The organism is Hirschia sp. (assembly GCF_058892565.1).
The window spans coordinates 1-16,972 of sequence record NZ_JBZXVU010000047.1; the positions used below are offsets into that span (position 1 = coordinate 1).

Consider the following 16,972-nt stretch of genomic DNA (forward strand, 5'->3'; position numbering starts at 1 on the left):
TTGTTGATAAATTGGTGATTGGCGTCGCAGTGAACGAGTCAAAAGGGCCATTATTCAGCGTTGAAGAACGTGTAGAAATGGTTTTGCAGGAAACAGCCGAGTTTGCAAAAGATGCGGTTATTGAGGCGAAGCCTTTTAACAACCTTCTTATTCATTTTGCGGACCAATGTAATGCTCATGCTATTGTGCGCGGTTTGCGTGCTGTATCTGATTTTGAATATGAATTTCAGATGGTTGCAATGAATCAGAAAATGGATAGCAGCATTGAAACTGTTTTTCTAATGGCTGACCCAGAGCATCAAGCTGTTTCTTCCAGACTGGTAAAAGAGATCGCCAGACTGGATGGGGACATAGACCTTTTCGTTCCAGATGGTGTAAGCCAACGTCTATACGCTAAGTATGGTAAAACGAAGTAGAGCAGGAATTGCTGTGATTAAAAAAATTGCCTTATCATTGGCCACTATTGGTGTGTGCGCATTCGCCCCTTTGGCAATGGCACAAGTTGAATACACAAAAGAGTCTGTTCAAGCAGATCCTGAAAACTGGCGGTCAGTTGATCCAGATAATCTTGTGATTTTCGAAACCACAAAAGGTGTCGTGTATATTGAGCTTGCGCCGGAAATTGCACCAAACCACGTAGCGCAAATTCGTAAAGTTGTGCGAACAGGCTTGTATAGTGGAACAAAGTTTCACCGCGTTATTTCCGGATTTATGGCGCAAGGTGGTGATATTGCTGCTACTTTAGGGCGCGAACCTGATTTAGAGGCTGTGGATGGTGAATTTGTATTTCGCCGTGATCCAAAATCAATTGTTCTTACCGCGATCAATGAAGAAGATCAGACAAAGAGCCAGTATACTGGGTTTTATAATGGGTTTCCGATTGAAACGAGACAAGATGAACTTGCTAATTACTCTGAAGACAAGCGGGTAGAGAGCTGGATGCCGCATTGTGCAGGTGTTGTTTCAATGGCGCGTACAAATGATCCAAATAGTGGGAAAGATCAATTTTTTCTTATGCGCGATGAGTCGCGATTTCTCGACCGTAAATATTCATCGTGGGGACGTATGTTAGAAGGGTTGGATGTTGCTAAATCTCTAACCATTGGTGAGCCACCAGAGCGCCCAGACATTTTGGTTTCTGCTGTGATGGTTTCGGATCTTGCCCCCAAAGACCGCCCTGAAGCGTGGGTTATGCGCAATGATGGTCCAATGTTCAGCCTGTTTCTAGATAGAATGGGGCGCGATAAAGATGTGTGTAGTCTGCCGCAGACACCATCTGTCGTTTTTGTTTCTGAAGATAAAGAAGGATAAATATTATGAGCGATTCTCAAAACACGCTCGTTTTTACACTTGCTGAAGGAGATGTGAAAATCAATCTTCGCTCTGATTTAGCGCCAAACCATGTTGCGCGGATCAAAGAGCTTGTAAGTGAAGGTTTTTATGATGGTCTAACATTTCACCGTGTTATTGACGGGTTTGTTGCGCAGGGTGGTTGTCCGCAAGGCAATGGCATGGGCGGAAGCGGTAAGAAGATTAAGGCTGAGTTCAATTCTGGTAAGCATGTTCGCGGTGCATGTTCTATGGCTAGAGCGCAAGATCCCAACTCAGCTGATAGTCAGTTTTACATCTGTTTAGACGATGTATCTTACCTTGATGGTCAATACACTGTTTGGGGTGAAGTGACTGAAGGCATGGAAAACGTAGATGCGCTTCCTAAAGGTGAGCCGCCGCGCGAGCCGGGTAAAATCATCAAAGCTGTACTTGCATAGAAAATAAATTGCATTTTTGAATTTTGAGGCCACTTTGCAAATTATGCGAAGTGGCCTTTTTATATTCGAAGGCAGGTGATCAATCTGGCTCTGCTTTTCTGTATTCTATAGGTGATTTGTCTATTTGTTTTTCGTATAAATAGGGGGCCGCTGGTGGGAGACAATGTCGTTCGTGACCAATGCCTTTCAAATAAGCGCGTCTTTTCAATCCCATTTCATAAGCCCTTCTGACTTTCTTATCGTATTTTTTTGCTCCAGTTGCACGGCGAACAAGGCTTCGAAATGGTATCGCGTCAGTCGTAAAACCTCTTACTGTGTCTAGGGCGAAATCAGCGACTTCTTCTCCAGCTTCTTCGCTAAGAGTTTCTTCCTCTACCTCTAATGTGCTGTCAGTATCTGGGCCGAGAATGTTATCTAGTTCGATGACTTCATACATAATTGTATCGCATCCTATCCCGACCGCTTCATAGGGTGTGGATAAGTCTTGTAGAATTTGAGGAATCGTTTCGCGACGTAGGTTTAAATCTGTTAACGGTTGAAAAGTGGCATCGCCAATTCCGTCGCCCGTTTGTGTCACTGCGACGTTTACAGCGCTTTTTTCTTCTTCAGTCTGATCGGTAGATTTGGAGGAAGAAGCGCAAGAGGAAATATATAACAGTGGAATTAGTGATATGAATAGAAACGTTTTTTTCATAATATGCTACTCAATTTCTCTGGTGGTCTATAGAGATATTATCGTTGCAAATTACACCAAAAAAGTGGCGTAAAAAAAATATTTAAAAAGCGCAATTATATTGTTGACGTCATCAGCTTAGATACATATGTTGCGGCCTCTCACTTGAGAGCCCGTAGCTCAGTCGGTAGAGCGGTTGACTTTTAATCAATAGGTCACAGGTTCGATCCCTGTCGGGCTCACCAATCTCTTCAGGGGGTTAGTTTAATACTTTCCCCCTGAAAGAGACACTATCATCTAAGAGATATCCAAACATTATTGTATCACTTAGTTACATAGCAGACAAGAATTTCTATATCTGCGGTCATTGATGTGTGTTCTGAAAGTGTATTGAGTTTTTAGCTTGAATTGGTGATTTGAATATTGATTGTTCAATGAAGCTATTTGAATGTAAACTTGGCAGGACGTTTTTCTAAAAATGCTTTGTGACCGTCTTGATAGTCTTCATTTGCAAATCCTTCCAAGAAAAGCGCTTCAGCCTCTTCTGAATTAGAATCCCATCCTTCGTTCATTATCCCATTGATCATTTTCTTAGTTGCTCTCAGCGACCACTGAGAAACATTGGAGATCTCATGGCTCAGAGCTCTGGCGGATTGTAATGCAGTCTGGTCGGTCGCAAGTCTGTCGATTAGCTTTTTGTCGAGAGCCTCCTGTGCAGGAATTAGCCTTGCCGTGAATAAAAGGTCTTTTGCTGTTGCAGCGCCAACAGCACGTAGGAGACGCTTTGTGTCTCCTACCGGATACACAATTCCCAGCTTGCTAGGCGTAATGCCAAATTTGGAATCTTCACTTGCAATGCGTATATCTGTTGCCATTGCAAGGCTTACACCCCCTCCTACACAAATGCCATCTATCGCCGAAATAGTAGGCTTGCTGCAATTTTCTATGGCGTGGAGTGCTTTTGCAATTGTTTCGCCCGATGCCTTGGCTGTTTCTGGTGTATTGTAGATCTTAGCAAATTCAGAAATATCCGCTCCAGCTGCAAAATTGCCAGCATCGCCGCCGTGAAGAATAACAACTTTAATTTCTTTATTGTTTTCGGCCTGATCAATTAAGGGCGGTATGGCGGCCCACATATCAATAGATAAAGCATTTCGTTTTTGAGGTCTGTTGAGCACTATTTCAGCTATAGGGCCGTTGAAGTTCTGGCATACTGATTGGGTCAATTTAATCTCACATCAATAGGGGATTAGGGAAAAGGTATCGATTTCTGACCATTGTCTCAAGTGAGTGACTTTTGAAGATACCTAAAACGGGAATAATTTGAGCCCGTCACAATGACTAAATTCTATATTGAGGTATGGTTTCGCGAGCGCGAATCTCATTTTGGGTAGATGTTTAGCGTAGTTTCGGCGTGGGAATGCTTAGCAAGCAAGTGCGTTTAGGTGTGAAATAGTGGAAAAAAGGGGTGTGTTTGTATGATTATTCAATGAAAACACGAATTCATCTCATTCTTTTGTCGTTTTAGGCTTGCTATTTTTTATAGAAGATACATATCTAGGGCTCGAATTTTGGCCGGAAATTCAGGCATAAACGGCGTTTGTGTGTCGTAAGTTTAGAAACCTCCAAAGAAACTCGAACTACCGAGGCGTGACATGTTGTCGTACCTCACTACAAAATACAGGAGCGTTTCATGGAAACTGGAACAGTAAAATTTTACAACGACACTAAAGGCTTCGGCTTTATTGCACCTGACAATGGCGGCAACGACGTGTTTGTTCACGCTACTGCACTTGAACGTGCTGGCATGAACGGCCTTTCAGAAGGTCAAAAAGTATCTTTTGATACTGCACAAGACAAACGCAGTGGAAAAATGGCTGTGGACAACATCCAACCTGCATAAGGTTTTGTTGTTTTAAATTAAAAGAAACCGTCTCTCAAATTTGGGAGGCGGTTTTTTTATGTCGTTTTTTGATCTATGGGGAAAGTTATCAAAATTCTGCAACCATCAACGTATTCAGAATCCAAATTGATAGTTCCACTGTGCAATTCTATTATACGTCTGCATTTTGCAAGTCCAACACCGTGGCCTGTATAGTGAGGGGCGGTATGAAATCTTCGCATGAGATCAAACGCTTGGTTTTGAAATTTTAGAGGAATTCCAGAGCCATTGTCTTTTATGCTAATGGTCAGAAATTCTTCTGAGTGATCGCTAGAAATATGTATCTCTGGCAACCGATTTGGATGCTTATATATGATCGCATTTTCTAATATGTGCACAAAAACCTGAGTCATAAGTGCTGCATCAATGAGTAGCTCACCTGATACATCGATGTGAATAGTGCTCGACGTTTGAGCTATTGTGGGGGCTAATTTATCTTTGGCTGCATGTAAGCACGATTTTAAGTTCGTACGTGTTTCGTGTTTTACCAACTTGTGCAAGTTGGCGTAAGCAACGAGTTCTGAGATTATTTGAGATAATTTGTCAGCGCTTTGATCAATAATTGATAGGTAAGATTGAGCAACTTCTATATTGCCAGCATCTAGTTCTTTTCTGATGAGGTCGGTAAAGCAAGTTATGTGATGAAAACTGCCTTTAACGTCATGAGATAAGATGCTCGCAATTTGCTCGAGTTCATTAAACGCGTTTGGCTTATTATTTAAGTTTTGATTGGGCGCTTGTGTCATTGTTTTTTTGAATGCGCTCAGTGACTAATTTAGGTATTGGTTCATTTTGTTGAGATCATGTTCTGTATCGATGTCCAACGCAAGATCAGAATGTAATGGAATGCGTTTGGTTTGTGTATTTGCTGGCAATATTGATTTAGCCCCAGTGTCGCCGGTGAGCAGTTGTAGAGTTGGCAATAGATGTGCTCTAAATAATGCTGGGGGGCCAATATAATCGTCTGTTTGGGTGTAAATGATTTCGGCTTGTTCATCTCGCGCATCTTTAAGTTTCTTGAAATGATGAGCGGGAATGAGAGGCATATCTGCTAGGCATATAAGTACATCTGTTGGTTTCTTTGAAGTAACAATGTGTATTGCCGCCAATGCTATAGAATGCCCTTGGCCCAATTCAGGATTTGGATTTTCGACTATATTCCATCCTTTTTGCTTGAGCAGATTGCTACGCTGATATTGTTGAGAGCCCACGACGGCTAATTTCTTTACAGCAGACAGCTCTGAAAAGCTTTCTATTGTGTGTTCAAGTATGGTTTTGGCATTGATTTCCGCAAGCAATTTGTCGCCGTTTAAAAATCGGGTTGATAATCCGCTGGCGAGTAAAACAATTGTTAGCTCAGGAGGTGTCATTTTATTGATGGCACTTTTGGAATTCAGAAATTATCTCAGCTAGTGAAGATATTGCTAGCATTGACGCGTCTCTCAAAGAAGGGACTAAGCCTATTGGCGCATGAATGCGATCTATATCAGCTTTGGGTGTGTCGCATTCAAGGAGTTTTTCAACACGTTTTGCATGTGTTTTTTTACTTCCAACAGCTCCGATATAGAAGGCGTTACCCGATAGGGCATTTTGTAATATTGGGGTTTCCCATTGAGAGTCGTGAAACATCAATACAAAAGCCGTCCATTGGTCATCTGTATTTTTGGGTAAGCTATGAGGCGTTTTCAAATGAGTACAATTTTCCTCACCTTTGGAACAAATAGCTGACAATGTCTCTTCATCAGGGGACCAGAGTGTAACTGGAATGCCGGCAGAGCGTGATATTTGATACAAGGCTAGAGGGTCAGCGCCGCGACCTGCTATGCGTAATTTGAGTTTGGGTTGATAGCGCACGGAAAAAGATTCGTTATTCCAGCTTGGATTGGGAGGTTGAATTAAACTCGTATCGTTGTTTATGAGCACCTGACCAAGTGTTCCCAGTTTTATATCTACTGGTTTTCTGTTTTCAAGTGTTTGAACGATTGCGTTTAAAACGGCTGGTGCAAGGTTTGGACAAATCGAGACTTCTATAGCGCCACCGCAAGGAAGCTTTAAATCATAAAAAGGGGATCCCTCTCCATAACGTAGCTTTTTGAAGCTAGAGTCTTTGATCGCGTTCTGAGCCTGTAATTTGACATCAGCATCAATGCAGCCGCCCGATAAATAGCCTGCATGATTGCCATTTTCGCATACAACCATCACTGCTCCGCGTGCGCGCACGGCTCCGCCTAGAATATCCGTTACGAAAACAAGGGCGCATTTATGCCCATCGGACATCATAGATAACGCAGCTGTGATCACGTCAGAAGGATGTTCTGTTGACGAAACAAATCCGATGTGTGACATCTGTAACATATTCTGTTTACTCTAATATAGGCCGGTTTATCGGTGATTTATAGGTAGCAGGATCAAGTGATAGTGGCTCTTTAATAAGCAATACTGCACACAAAGTGTGTAGTTCATCTCGATCTTGGTCGCAATTGGTGATGACATAACACATGCGTGAGATTTTGGTGTTAGTTCAAAGCTGTAGTTTTGGTTGTAGAGCGATTTTGGTGAAATAAAACCAATTTTGTATGGGTAATGAGCTACTCTAATTTAGGGTCAAAAATACCAAATGGCGAAAGTGTCAAATGGGTGTGTATGAAAGGATAACGAAGCATGTTTTCTGATTTAATGAATGAGATGGCAATAAAGTCCAACATATCCGATGAGCCTGATACTACAAAAAATGTCGTGCCTGTGAATTTAAGCCGTCGCGGTTTTATTTCAGGAACCAGCTTGTTCGTTATTGGTGTTTCTCTAGTTGGATGTTCCAAAGCTGAAGAAGTTTTGATCGATCCAGTCCCACCAACCCCTGCTGGTCCAAGCCCTTTGACGGAAGTTAGGGGTGGCGATGCCACACCGTCCTTGTGGATTGAAATAGAAGCAAATGGCAAAGTCAAAATCACATGTCACCGCGCTGAAATGGGACAACAATCATGGACTTCCATGGCCCAAATTACCGTGGAAGAATTAGAAGCGGAATGGGACAAGGTTGAGATTGTTCAAGCTCTCGGGAATCCCAAATATGGTGACCAAAACACAGATGGCTCACGCTCTGTTCGGTTCAACTTCCATCGTTTAAGAGTTGCAGGTGCCGCAATGCGCCAAATGCTGTGTCAAGCAGCTGCAAATCATTGGGGTGTTGAATTAAGTGAGTGTTATGCCGAGCAAGGCATTGTGACGCATACACCGAGTAAGAAAACTTTGACTTATGGCCAATTGGCGGAAGCGGCCGGTAATTTACAAGTTCCGTCTGAGGATCAAATTAAACTAAAATCCAGAGATGAGTGGCGGCTTATCGGTAAAGAGATTTCATCTCTTACTGTTGAAAAAATTGTAAAAGGTGAAGGCATTTTCGGCCAAGATGTTCAGCGGCCGGGAATGGTATATGCGGTGATCTCACGCCCACCTCAAGTCCTTGGCAAAGTGCTATCATATAATGATTCTGACACTCTAGCGGTTCAAGGTGTTTTGAAAACGGTCGAATTGCCAGCTGTTACCGCGCCTGTCATGTTTAAAGCGCTTGGCGGCGTAGCCGTGATTGCGACAGATACATGGGCGGCCATTCAGGGTAGGCAGGCATTGTCGATTGAATGGGAGAAGGGACCAAATGCTGGATTTGATTCTGAAGCTTTTACGAAGGTATTAAGTGAGAGAACAAATACGTCTGGTACTATTCACAGAAAACGTGGAGATGTATCTCAAGCATTTGCTGCGGCTGAAACAAAGGTAACAGCGGAATATCAAACGGCGTTCTTTGTCCATTCTCCGATTGAGCCACCTAGCGCGACAGCAGAGTGGGTCGGCGGTGAATTGGAGGTGTGGGCGTGTGTGCAGGACGCTCAGACAACCCGAAAAACCATCTCCGATTTGTTGAGCGTCGATATTGAAAAAATCAAAGTTCATCCAACTTGGTTGGGCGGTGCTTTTGGACGAAAATCCAAATGTGATTTCGCAGTGGAAGCTGCCTTGCTGTCTCGTGAGTTGGGCAAACCGGTTAAGGTTGTTTGGACACGTGAAGATGAAATTCAACATGGATATTATCATGCTTCAAGTGTGCATCGTTTTGAAGGTGGTTTGGATGCGGATGGTAAGTGTATTTCTTATCTTAATCGCGCCGCATTCCCGTCTCTCACATCTATTTTTAATCCCAGTGCAGATGAAGCAACCGGATTTGAGATGGGACTAGGGGCTGTGGATGTCGCATTTGATGTACCTAATCTACAGGTTGAAAGTGTTAAAGCAGAAGCAAATGTGCGCGTTGGTTGGTTACGCTCTGTTGCAAATATTCACACTGTTTTTGCCAATCAAAGTTTCGTCGCTGAAATGGCTGTAGCAGCAGGGCGAGATCAGAAGGATTTTTTAATTGAGCTGATTGGTGCGCCACGTATCATGGACCCAAACAAGGATGAGCAAACGCAATACCCAAACTATGGTGCGGATGCTACAGAATACCCTCTTGATACAGCTCGACTGACGAATGTTGCCAATCGTGTGTCTGAGATGGCGAAATGGGGACGTGAACTTCCTAAGGGGCATGGTTTAGGAATAGCCGTTCATCGTTCTTTCCTAACTTATGTTGCAACTGTTGTCGAAGTGGCGGTTGATGATGAAGGTAATCTTAGCATTCCGGGTGTTTGGGTGGCGATGGATGCTGGAACTGTAGTCAATCCAATTCACGTAAAAGCCCAAATTGAAGGTGGAACGATTTTCGGCTTCTCCAATGCGCTCTATGGTAAAATTTCTATGAAAGACGGTGCTGTAGAGCAAGCGAACTTCCCAGATTGGAGATTGCTACGCATGGAAGAAGCGCCGCGTACGTTTGAAGTTGAAATCATTGAATCTAATGCGCCGCCTGCAGGTGTGGGTGAGCCGCCTACTCCACCAGCTGCACCTGCACTTGCTAATGCTATTTATGCTGCAACGGGGAAAAGATTTAGAAATTTACCGATTATCGGCGCTGATGATTATGTGCTGCCGCTAAATAGAACAGAAGACGCTTAAGGGAGGATGTAACCATGGCTATTACGATCAATATTAACGGCAAAAACGAAACAGTTGATGCAGCAGCAGGTACACCTCTATTGTGGGTGCTCCGTGATCATTTAAAAATGACTGGCACTAAATTTGGTTGCGGCGTTGCCCAGTGTGGCGCGTGCACTGTACACTTGGATGGAGAGCCAACGCGCTCTTGCTCAATTCCGCACGATGCGCTCGATGGCGCGAAAGTGACGACGATTGAAGGCAAAGAGGGGAAAGCTGCTCAAGCTATCCGCGATGCTTGGGTTGATTTGAACGTGCCTCAGTGTGGTTATTGTCAATCTGGACAAATTATGTCGGCGGTCGCGCTGCTGGAGTCAAACCCAACTCCAACAGATCAGGATATCGACGATGCAATGAGTGGAAACTTGTGCCGTTGTGCAACCTATATGACAATACGTCGTGCGATTAAGCAGGCATCTACACGTCTGTAGTGGATAAATGACGGATTAAACACTGAATGGTATATAGGCTGATAGAAACCAAAGCGGCTGTGCAAACACCGACAATAGATGTTCGCTCGAAGGACACAATTGCGCCTGTTGATCAGACCATTCTTCAAGATCGGTTTAATCGAACAATTAGCTATTTGCGCCTATCCATAACGGATAGGTGTGATTTGCGTTGTACGTATTGCATGCCTGAAAGAATGCAATTTTTACCTAAATCGGATGTTCTTTCTTTTGAAGAATTAACGAGGCTTGTTGATGCTTTTATTGCGCGTGGAATTACAAAGCTTCGCGTGACCGGCGGTGAACCATTGGTGCGAAAAGACGCTATACGCTTGTTATCAAAATTTGCAGAGAGATTGGGCAGTGGTTTAGAAGAGCTTACACTCACAACCAATGCAACACAATTAGAAGCAAATGCACAAGCCTTGGCGGATATGGGCATTAAGAGGATCAACATATCGCTAGATAGTCTTGATCGAAATGTTTATGAGCGCCTGTCGCGAAGAGATGCGCTCCCGCAAGTGCTTAGAGGCATAGACGCTGCTGCTAAGTCTGGCCTTAAGGTTAAAATCAATACTGTTGCGTTGGCAGATGCGAATGCTGACGAAATTCCAAGCATGATTAGCTGGGCTCATAAAAATGGATTTGATCTCAGCTTGATTGAGGTCATGCCTTTGGGTGAGGAAATGACGCACAGATCTTCATCATTTTTGTCACTTCAGGAAGTGAAATCGCAGCTTAATAAACATTGGACGCTCACTGAGCTAGAAGACAGCACGGGTGGGCCAGCTAGGTATATGCGCGTTGAAGAAACGGGCGGTCGAGTCGGATTTATTTCTCCTTTGTCTCATAATTTTTGTTCAACATGTAATCGTATCCGTATGACCTGCACTGGACGTTTATATACATGTTTGGGTCACGAAGAGGGTGAAGATTTACGCGCGGCTTTGAGAGATGACCAAACTGATGAAACGATGAATAGATTGCTGAACAGGGCATTGAGAAATAAGCCTGAACGTCATGATTTCGACGAAGCAAAAATTGATACACCATCTTCACCGCGTACTATGTCTGTCACGGGCGGATAACTAATTTCACTGAATGCCGCAGAAGGCTTGTACACAAAGCTATTCAGTAGAGCGCTCGGAATTTGCACCTTATTGCTGATTAAGCTATACGCCTCTGCTGCTGTGTCTAAATGCTATGACGCAATAAGAGATAGCTAGTTCACGCTCTAATTTTCTGAATGAATTGAATGAATGATTTACAATCACTCTTATAGATTTTCTGTCGCGCCGATGATGGATTGGACAGACCGGCATTGCCGGCTGTTCCATCGTGCGTTTACCAAACGTGCATTGCTGTACACTGAAATGGTCACTGCAGATGCATTATTGCACGGAGATTTAGAGTATTTGATCGGCTTTAATCCTGACGAGCAACCTTTAGCTTTGCAGTTAGGTGGATCAGACCCTATCAAGCTGGCTCAAGCCTCTAAAATGGGTGAAGATTATGGCTATAGTGAAATCAATTTAAACTGCGGTTGCCCATCAGATCGCGTGCAGTCAGGAGCTTTTGGTGCGTGTTTAATGGCCCAACCAGAGCGCGTCGCTGAATGTATTTCTGCGATGCAGAATGCTGTCGATATTCCTGTGACTGTAAAGTGCCGTATCGGTATTGATGACGATGACCCAAATGAGCGGTTGTTTTCTTTTGTGAACACAGTTGCCGATGCCGGGTGTCAGGTGTTTATCGTGCATGCACGAAAAGCATGGCTTAAAGGGCTAAGCCCAAAAGAAAACAGAGATATTCCACCTTTAGATTATGATTTGGTGGTTAGATTAAAAAAGGCTCGTCCAGATCTGACAATTTCGCTCAATGGCGGGTTAGTTGATATGGAAGCTAGTTTAGATCAGTTGTCTTGTCTTGATGGCGTCATGTTAGGACGTGCTGCATACCACACACCTCACATTTTGGGACAAGTAGATAGATTGGTTTTTGGTGAACCGACTCCAGATGTTTCAGAGCATCAAGCGTTGGCTGCGTATCGTCCATATATCAAAGCTCAACTAGAAAAAGGTACGCATCTTCATGCGATGACTCGCCATATGATGGGGCTTTTTAATGGGAAGCGTGGTGCAAAAAAATGGCGTCGCTATTTATCTGAAAATGCTCCAGGAGCAAAAGGTGTAGAGGCGATTTCAATTGTCGATGAGGCTGCTGGTTTTGTGGCTGTGGAGTAAAACCTGTTTGTTGAAGTCACCATTATTGATGAATGATAATCGCAGATTTAGATACTTCCCATTTTGTTAGTCTCTCAAGAAATGACATGCCTAAAAGGGATTGCTCCAGATTATCATCCAGAACAACTGCATCAATATTTTTGAGCATTACACGTCCGATTTCTAGGCGGTCAAGCGTGACGGATGCACCATATGTTGTTCCTGAAGCTGTTGTGATCTTGATGTCTTTTTCCATTGCTGAGTAATCATACCCAAGACGCCTAGCGTCGGCGGGTGTGAGAACGCAAATGCTAGCGCCTGTATCCACCATGAAGTCTAATTGATATCTATTATTGACCTTAGCCTTTGCCCAATAGTGACCGTCTGGTTGTTTGCGTAATGATGCAGCGAGTTCGCCAGGATATTGTATTTCAAACTGGTTCATTGCTTTGGGTGATTTTACAGCTGTTTGCACTTGTTCATTGCGTGCAGAAAAAGCTTCCTCACGTTCAATACGTTCTCTAAGCCCTATTGCAATCGCAAAGGCTGCTATGAAAACGATGAGAATAGATCCAAATTTATTATTCAATGCATCACCTGATAAATGAGTGCTATTAAGCCTGCTATTCCTGCCCACACAATCGCGTAATTAAACATTTGAGCAGCATTTGTTTTAAATGCGCCATACACTCCTCCTGATATCAAAAGGAGGTAACCACAAAGCAAAGAAATACTGACAATTGAGACGTCTTTTCCGTCTTGGCTTTGAAAACTACCATTGGTCAGAAAAGCAATTAAGATTAGCGTTGCTAGGATGAGTGCGGCTGCAGTGAGTATTCTTGATATCATTTTAACTCTTGCCCATTTGCATTTTCACTTTTGCTTTGCAAAAATATTTCGGCACGATCAGGTAATTTAACCAAAATATCTCGTCGTTCCTGCTGAGTCATCAGGGACCAATTTTCGATTTCGATCAGAGTGCGGTGGCAGCTGATGCATTTCGTGTGAGAACTATCAAGTTCGCATATATTTTTGCACGGAGACTGGATCACAGTAATGCTTTCAAGCGCAGATAGAGAATAGTGAATAAGTTGACTAAAACAAAGATGAAGTCGACCCCAAAATCAATAATACTCTACCTAAAAGGAGTTGATCGAACGCATCGAAACGGGCATAGATGAGTCTCGCTTACAATTTTTGGTCTAGAACTGGACGGAATCATGTCGCCTCTAGATGATATACGTGCTCTTGTTGAAAGTGCACCAAACGGTGATTTGGCAGCAAAACAAGCGGCTGAAGATCGACAAAAACGATTGATGCAGGCACCAGGTGGTTTGGGCCGTATGAGTGAAATAGTAGCATGGATGGCGCAATGGCAAGGGACCCCGGTTCCCAAAGTCGAACGCCCAATGGTTGCTATTTATGCTTCCTCTCATGGGGTTGCAAAGCATGGTATTGTTTCACATGACAAAGCAAGCACCCAAAAAATGGTTGAAATGTTGCGCACAGGGGCTGCTGCGACCAATCATATAGCTGCAGCTGGTGGTGCAGGATTGCGTGTTTTTGAAATGGCAGTCGAAAAACCGACAGCCGATTTTACCGAAGGTCCGGCTATGTCGGAAAAAGAAACAGCTGCGACAATTGCCTTTGGTATGGAAGCAATTGCTGAAAAACCGGACTTGCTGGTATTAGGAGAAACGGGCGTTGGTGGCGGTACGGCTGCGGCTGCTGTGGCGTGTGCCATGTTTGGCGGGAATGCTACATATTGGGTGCGTGCTGGGGCGTGGGTCTCGTCTGAGGTTATTGATGCGCGTGTTGAAGTGGTTCGCAAGGCGATGGCGACTCATCGTGGAAACTTAAGCAATCCTCTTGAGATATTACGTCGGGTCGGCGGCAGGGAAATTGCGGCGCTAGTTGGAGCAATTATCGCCGCCCGTATGCAGGGTATTCCAGTTATATTGGATGTTTTCTCAACCTGTGTTGCAGCTGCACTTGTGCATGCAATGAAGCCCGGAGCTGCTGATCATTGTCTAGCAGGTCATTTGTCGTCTGAGCCTGCACATCAAGCGCTTTTAGATCGTTTGGGACAAAAACCATTGTTAGATCTGGGGCTTAGGTGTTCTGAAGGGGCGGGTGCATCTGCCACAATAGGGTTGTTGAAAGCTGCTTGTGCAGCAAACGAGCATGCCGCTATCGGTCATTAGGGTTAGTAATTCAGATATATCGTCATTGGAGAATTCTATTGACTATATTCTGAGGAAAATGTTTTCCCTAGTGTTAAAGAATATTGGTAAGAAAAACTTGCGAAAGCGAAATATCATGACGCGTATCTTTGCAGCATCGACATTGAGTTTGGTTTTGTTGGCTGGTTGTGCGACCGGAACAGCGAATAAAGTTTCACCTTATTCAGTATATGCCCCTCCTAAAGTTGGGACTGTTTTAGAATACACAGCTTATGCGGCTGGCGAACCTGATTTGAATCTTAAGCAGGTGGTCGTTGAATCTGGAAGTGATTACGCGCTTTATGCAAATGTTTCTGAAACAGGAAAACCACCTGCTGAAGAAGATTTTTTCCTAGAGTTTTCAGGGGTTTATTGGCAAGTATGTGGTGATGTAATGCCGAGCGCATCCGAACGGCAGTCCCTACAGACATTGTGGCCTATTCAACAGGGCAATAGCACAATATTAAGCGGTACGGATTTAGCCGGAAAGCCCATTCCTGTGGATGTTTCTGTGGTTTCGACAAAAATATCTGAGGATATAGGATTCGGAGCGTTGCCAGCATTTGACGTTAAAACAACTTTTGATGTACCTGAAACAACAACGTTTATTCCTGAATTGTCCGTTGCTTCGCGAATTGAATGGGGTGTACCCGGAACAGAAAATTACGCTGGATATGATCAGCTTGTGAGTGTTGCTCAGGCTGAAGCGGGGCAATATGAAGACTATGTTTCATTTGGTAAGTCGCGTTGTTTACCTGCGGCTCTGAGATAGTTTTAATATTGTTTTATGTGTATGAAATGCCCACAACCTATCGAGGTTGTGGGCATTTTTTGTTAGTTTGCTGTTAAACGAGCGTGTCTTTTCTTACCAATTGATAAGCGAGCAGTGTTGTCACTCTCAAGATCGGCTGTGCTTATTGTTGCAAGCTCATCAGTGATTGTTTCACCATTTAATTTTGCTGCACCAGCTTTTATGTGACGTCTAACTTCACCTTTAGATTTGGCGAGTCCCGAAGAGACAAAACCATCAATCACGCTATAGCCAGATTCAATTTCCGACATTGCGATATCAAAGGACGGCATTCCGTCTGCTGTCGCGCCTTCAGCGAATACTTTTGCAGCGGCAGCATTGGCTTCTTTGGCGGCTTCCTCTCCGTGGAGCATACTTGTCGCCGCATCGGCTAGCGCAATTTTAGCGTCATTGATTTGCGCACCCTTAAGCGATTCAAGCTCTGCTATCTTATCCAATGGTAGGTCGGTGAACAGCTTAAGGAATTTTCCAACATCTGCGTCTTCTGTATTGCGCCAGAATTGCCAGTAGTCATATGGACTTTTCAAATCAGCATTGAGCCATACAGCTCCGCCAACAGTCTTTCCCATTTTAACACCGGAAGCGGTTGTCAATAACGGCGTTGTGAACCCAAAGGCTTGAACATTCTCTACGCGGCGACACAATTCTGTACCATTGGTGATGTTACCCCATTGGTCGGAACCACCAAGTTGAAGGCGTACTTTCAGGCGGCGGTTTAGCTCGACAAAATCATATGCTTGCAGAAGTGCATAATTGAACTCTAGGAAGGTGTAAGGTTGTTCGTTTTCGAGGCGGCGTTTTACAGTGTCCTGCATAATCATTTTGTTGATGGTGAACAGTTTCCCGTAATCGCGCAGAAATTCGAGATAGTTGATCTTACCTAGCCAGTCATCATTATTGACCATGACAGCATCTGTTGGCCCATCCCCGAAAGTCAGGAATTTTTCAAATACGGATTTAATGCCATTAATGTTTTTCTGAATTTCTTCTTCAGTCAGAATCGGGCGAGATTTTTCTTTATCAGTCGGATCACCGATTTTTGTCGTGCCGCCGCCCATAAGGACGATGGGTTTACCGCCTGCTTGCTGAAGGCGTCTCAGCATCATAATAGACACAAGATGACCTACATGTAGACTTGAAGCAGTTGCATCATAGCCGGCATATGCAATGGGCATTTCAGATTTAGCATATTCATCCAAACCTGCTTCATCTGTTATCTGATAGACATATCCGCGCTCAAAAAGAGTGCGTAATAATTCAGATTGAGGCATGAAGGCATCGTCGGCCATAAGATTCGTCTCCTTAGATTGAGTTGGGCGATTAACACAAGAGATACAAGCTTTGAAAGAGGGAAGAGGCGTAATGTCTAGCCAATTAGCTCAATTGTTTAAAACCGGTCCTCAATGGGTGCTTGGGTTTATGAGTGGAACTTCTCTTGATGGCGTCGATGTTGCGCTTGTTAAAACAGATGGTGAGCGTATCGAAGAGCTTGGGTCGTGGATTACGATTAGCTATACGAATGCTCAAAGGAAAGTGCTGGCAGAAGCAACACAAGATGCCCTAAAATGGAATTGGGAAGGCGTTCGTCCAAAGAGTTTTGATAAGGCTGAACGCTTGATGACGCTGGCTCATGCTGAGGCTGCAAAAAAACTCATGCAGTTTGGGGGAGGTGAGACGCCTGTGCTTGCTGGCTTTCATGGGCAGACGGTTTTGCATTCGCCTCCTCTTGATGGTCAGAAGGGAAAGACGCTCCAATTGGGAGATGGTCAATTGCTGGCTAAAGAGCTTGGCATTCC

The 16,972-nt window shown here is 44.0% G+C and carries 20 protein-coding genes and 1 tRNA gene; 12 read left to right on the forward strand and 9 right to left on the reverse strand.

The annotated features are described in order from the left end of the window. The 3 genes from coaD to AC5EF3_RS15185 form a co-directional block, all read left to right on the forward strand. A partial coding sequence (coaD, locus tag AC5EF3_RS15175; RefSeq protein WP_493548649.1) for a pantetheine-phosphate adenylyltransferase occupies positions 1-416 on the forward strand: 416 nt, incomplete at its 5' end. A gap of 13 nt (positions 417-429) precedes the next feature. Further along, a complete protein-coding gene (locus AC5EF3_RS15180; protein ID WP_493548650.1) occupies positions 430-1,311 on the forward strand; it encodes a peptidylprolyl isomerase in 882 nt (293 codons plus the stop codon). Between the two features lie 5 nt (positions 1,312-1,316). Beyond that, positions 1,317-1,769 carry a peptidylprolyl isomerase gene (locus AC5EF3_RS15185; protein WP_015827263.1) on the forward strand — a complete coding sequence of 151 codons (453 nt, stop codon included), beginning with the start codon at positions 1,317-1,319 and terminating at the stop codon, positions 1,767-1,769. A gap of 79 nt (positions 1,770-1,848) precedes the next feature. Here AC5EF3_RS15185 and AC5EF3_RS15190 read toward each other — a convergent pair whose 3' ends face one another. Further along, positions 1,849-2,463 (reverse strand): hypothetical protein, encoded by a 615-nt coding sequence (locus AC5EF3_RS15190; protein ID WP_493548651.1) that lies wholly within the window; start codon positions 2,461-2,463, stop codon positions 1,849-1,851. A 148-nt stretch (positions 2,464-2,611) separates the two neighbouring features. Here AC5EF3_RS15190 and AC5EF3_RS15195 point away from each other — a divergent pair. Then, positions 2,612-2,687: transfer RNA gene (locus AC5EF3_RS15195), tRNA-Lys, on the forward strand. Between the two features lie 195 nt (positions 2,688-2,882). Here AC5EF3_RS15195 and AC5EF3_RS15200 read toward each other — a convergent pair. Next, positions 2,883-3,668, reverse strand: coding sequence for an enoyl-CoA hydratase/isomerase family protein (locus tag AC5EF3_RS15200; RefSeq protein WP_493548652.1), 786 nt, complete (start codon positions 3,666-3,668; stop codon positions 2,883-2,885). 467 nt (positions 3,669-4,135) lie between these two features. Between AC5EF3_RS15200 and AC5EF3_RS15205 the strand changes: the two genes are divergently transcribed. Continuing rightward, complete coding sequence (locus tag AC5EF3_RS15205; RefSeq protein WP_015827266.1) at positions 4,136-4,345, forward strand: cold-shock protein; 210 nt, start codon at positions 4,136-4,138, stop codon at positions 4,343-4,345. Between the two features lie 56 nt (positions 4,346-4,401). On the opposite strand, the gene AC5EF3_RS15210 is transcribed toward AC5EF3_RS15205, so the two are convergent. From AC5EF3_RS15210 to AC5EF3_RS15220, 3 genes are read right to left on the reverse strand one after another with little or no spacing between them, the layout of a single operon-like run. After that, positions 4,402-5,130, reverse strand: coding sequence for a sensor histidine kinase (locus tag AC5EF3_RS15210; RefSeq protein WP_493548653.1), 729 nt, complete (start codon positions 5,128-5,130; stop codon positions 4,402-4,404). Positions 5,131-5,154: 24 nt separating this feature from the next. Then, complete coding sequence (locus tag AC5EF3_RS15215) at positions 5,155-5,754, reverse strand: nucleotidyltransferase family protein (RefSeq protein ID WP_493548654.1); 600 nt, start codon at positions 5,752-5,754, stop codon at positions 5,155-5,157. A 1-nt stretch (position 5,755) separates the two neighbouring features. Then, positions 5,756-6,739: an XdhC family protein gene (locus AC5EF3_RS15220; protein WP_493548655.1), complete on the reverse strand. Its 984-nt coding sequence runs from the start codon at positions 6,737-6,739 to the stop codon at positions 5,756-5,758. A gap of 306 nt (positions 6,740-7,045) precedes the next feature. Here AC5EF3_RS15220 and AC5EF3_RS15225 point away from each other — a divergent pair, with 306 nt between their 5' ends. The 4 genes from AC5EF3_RS15225 to dusA all read left to right on the forward strand — a co-directional run bounded on the left by AC5EF3_RS15225 (position 7,046) and on the right by dusA (position 12,164). Further along, positions 7,046-9,433 (forward strand): xanthine dehydrogenase family protein molybdopterin-binding subunit, encoded by a 2,388-nt coding sequence (locus AC5EF3_RS15225; RefSeq protein WP_493548656.1) that lies wholly within the window; start codon positions 7,046-7,048, stop codon positions 9,431-9,433. 14 nt (positions 9,434-9,447) lie between these two features. Next, complete coding sequence (locus AC5EF3_RS15230) at positions 9,448-9,903, forward strand: (2Fe-2S)-binding protein (protein ID WP_493548657.1); 456 nt, start codon at positions 9,448-9,450, stop codon at positions 9,901-9,903. A 26-nt stretch (positions 9,904-9,929) separates the two neighbouring features. Further along, a complete protein-coding gene (moaA, locus tag AC5EF3_RS15235) occupies positions 9,930-11,009 on the forward strand; it encodes a GTP 3',8-cyclase MoaA (RefSeq protein WP_493548658.1) in 1,080 nt (359 codons plus the stop codon). A gap of 171 nt (positions 11,010-11,180) precedes the next feature. Continuing rightward, positions 11,181-12,164, forward strand: a complete 984-nt coding sequence (dusA, locus tag AC5EF3_RS15240) for a tRNA dihydrouridine(20/20a) synthase DusA (protein ID WP_493548659.1) — start codon at positions 11,181-11,183, stop codon at positions 12,162-12,164. A 22-nt stretch (positions 12,165-12,186) separates the two neighbouring features. Here the strand turns inward: dusA and AC5EF3_RS15245 are convergent, their stop codons facing one another. From AC5EF3_RS15245 to AC5EF3_RS15255, 3 genes are read right to left on the reverse strand one after another with little or no spacing between them, the layout of a single operon-like run. Then, a complete protein-coding gene (locus AC5EF3_RS15245; RefSeq protein ID WP_493548660.1) occupies positions 12,187-12,732 on the reverse strand; it encodes a retropepsin-like aspartic protease family protein in 546 nt (181 codons plus the stop codon). Continuing rightward, positions 12,729-12,992, reverse strand: a complete 264-nt coding sequence (locus AC5EF3_RS15250) for a hypothetical protein (RefSeq protein WP_493548661.1) — start codon at positions 12,990-12,992, stop codon at positions 12,729-12,731. Before AC5EF3_RS15250 ends, AC5EF3_RS15245 begins: the two co-directional genes overlap by 4 nt. Next, on the reverse strand, positions 12,989-13,195 hold the full coding sequence (locus AC5EF3_RS15255) for a DUF1289 domain-containing protein (RefSeq protein ID WP_407635706.1): 207 nt from the start codon (positions 13,193-13,195) through the stop codon (positions 12,989-12,991). Before AC5EF3_RS15255 ends, AC5EF3_RS15250 begins: the two co-directional genes overlap by 4 nt. Before the next feature lie 168 nt (positions 13,196-13,363). Here AC5EF3_RS15255 and AC5EF3_RS15260 point away from each other — a divergent pair, with 168 nt between their 5' ends. Both AC5EF3_RS15260 and AC5EF3_RS15265 read left to right on the forward strand, forming a co-directional pair. Next, a complete protein-coding gene (locus AC5EF3_RS15260; RefSeq protein WP_493548662.1) occupies positions 13,364-14,347 on the forward strand; it encodes a nicotinate-nucleotide--dimethylbenzimidazole phosphoribosyltransferase in 984 nt (327 codons plus the stop codon). 115 nt (positions 14,348-14,462) lie between these two features. Continuing rightward, complete coding sequence (locus tag AC5EF3_RS15265; protein WP_493548663.1) at positions 14,463-15,137, forward strand: hypothetical protein; 675 nt, start codon at positions 14,463-14,465, stop codon at positions 15,135-15,137. Between the two features lie 62 nt (positions 15,138-15,199). Here the strand turns inward: AC5EF3_RS15265 and tyrS are convergent, their stop codons facing one another. Then, complete coding sequence (gene tyrS / locus AC5EF3_RS15270) at positions 15,200-16,465, reverse strand: tyrosine--tRNA ligase (protein ID WP_493548664.1); 1,266 nt, start codon at positions 16,463-16,465, stop codon at positions 15,200-15,202. A 73-nt stretch (positions 16,466-16,538) separates the two neighbouring features. Here tyrS and AC5EF3_RS15275 point away from each other — a divergent pair. Beyond that, on the forward strand, positions 16,539-16,972 hold a 434-nt coding region (locus AC5EF3_RS15275), incomplete at its 3' end, for an anhydro-N-acetylmuramic acid kinase (protein WP_493548665.1).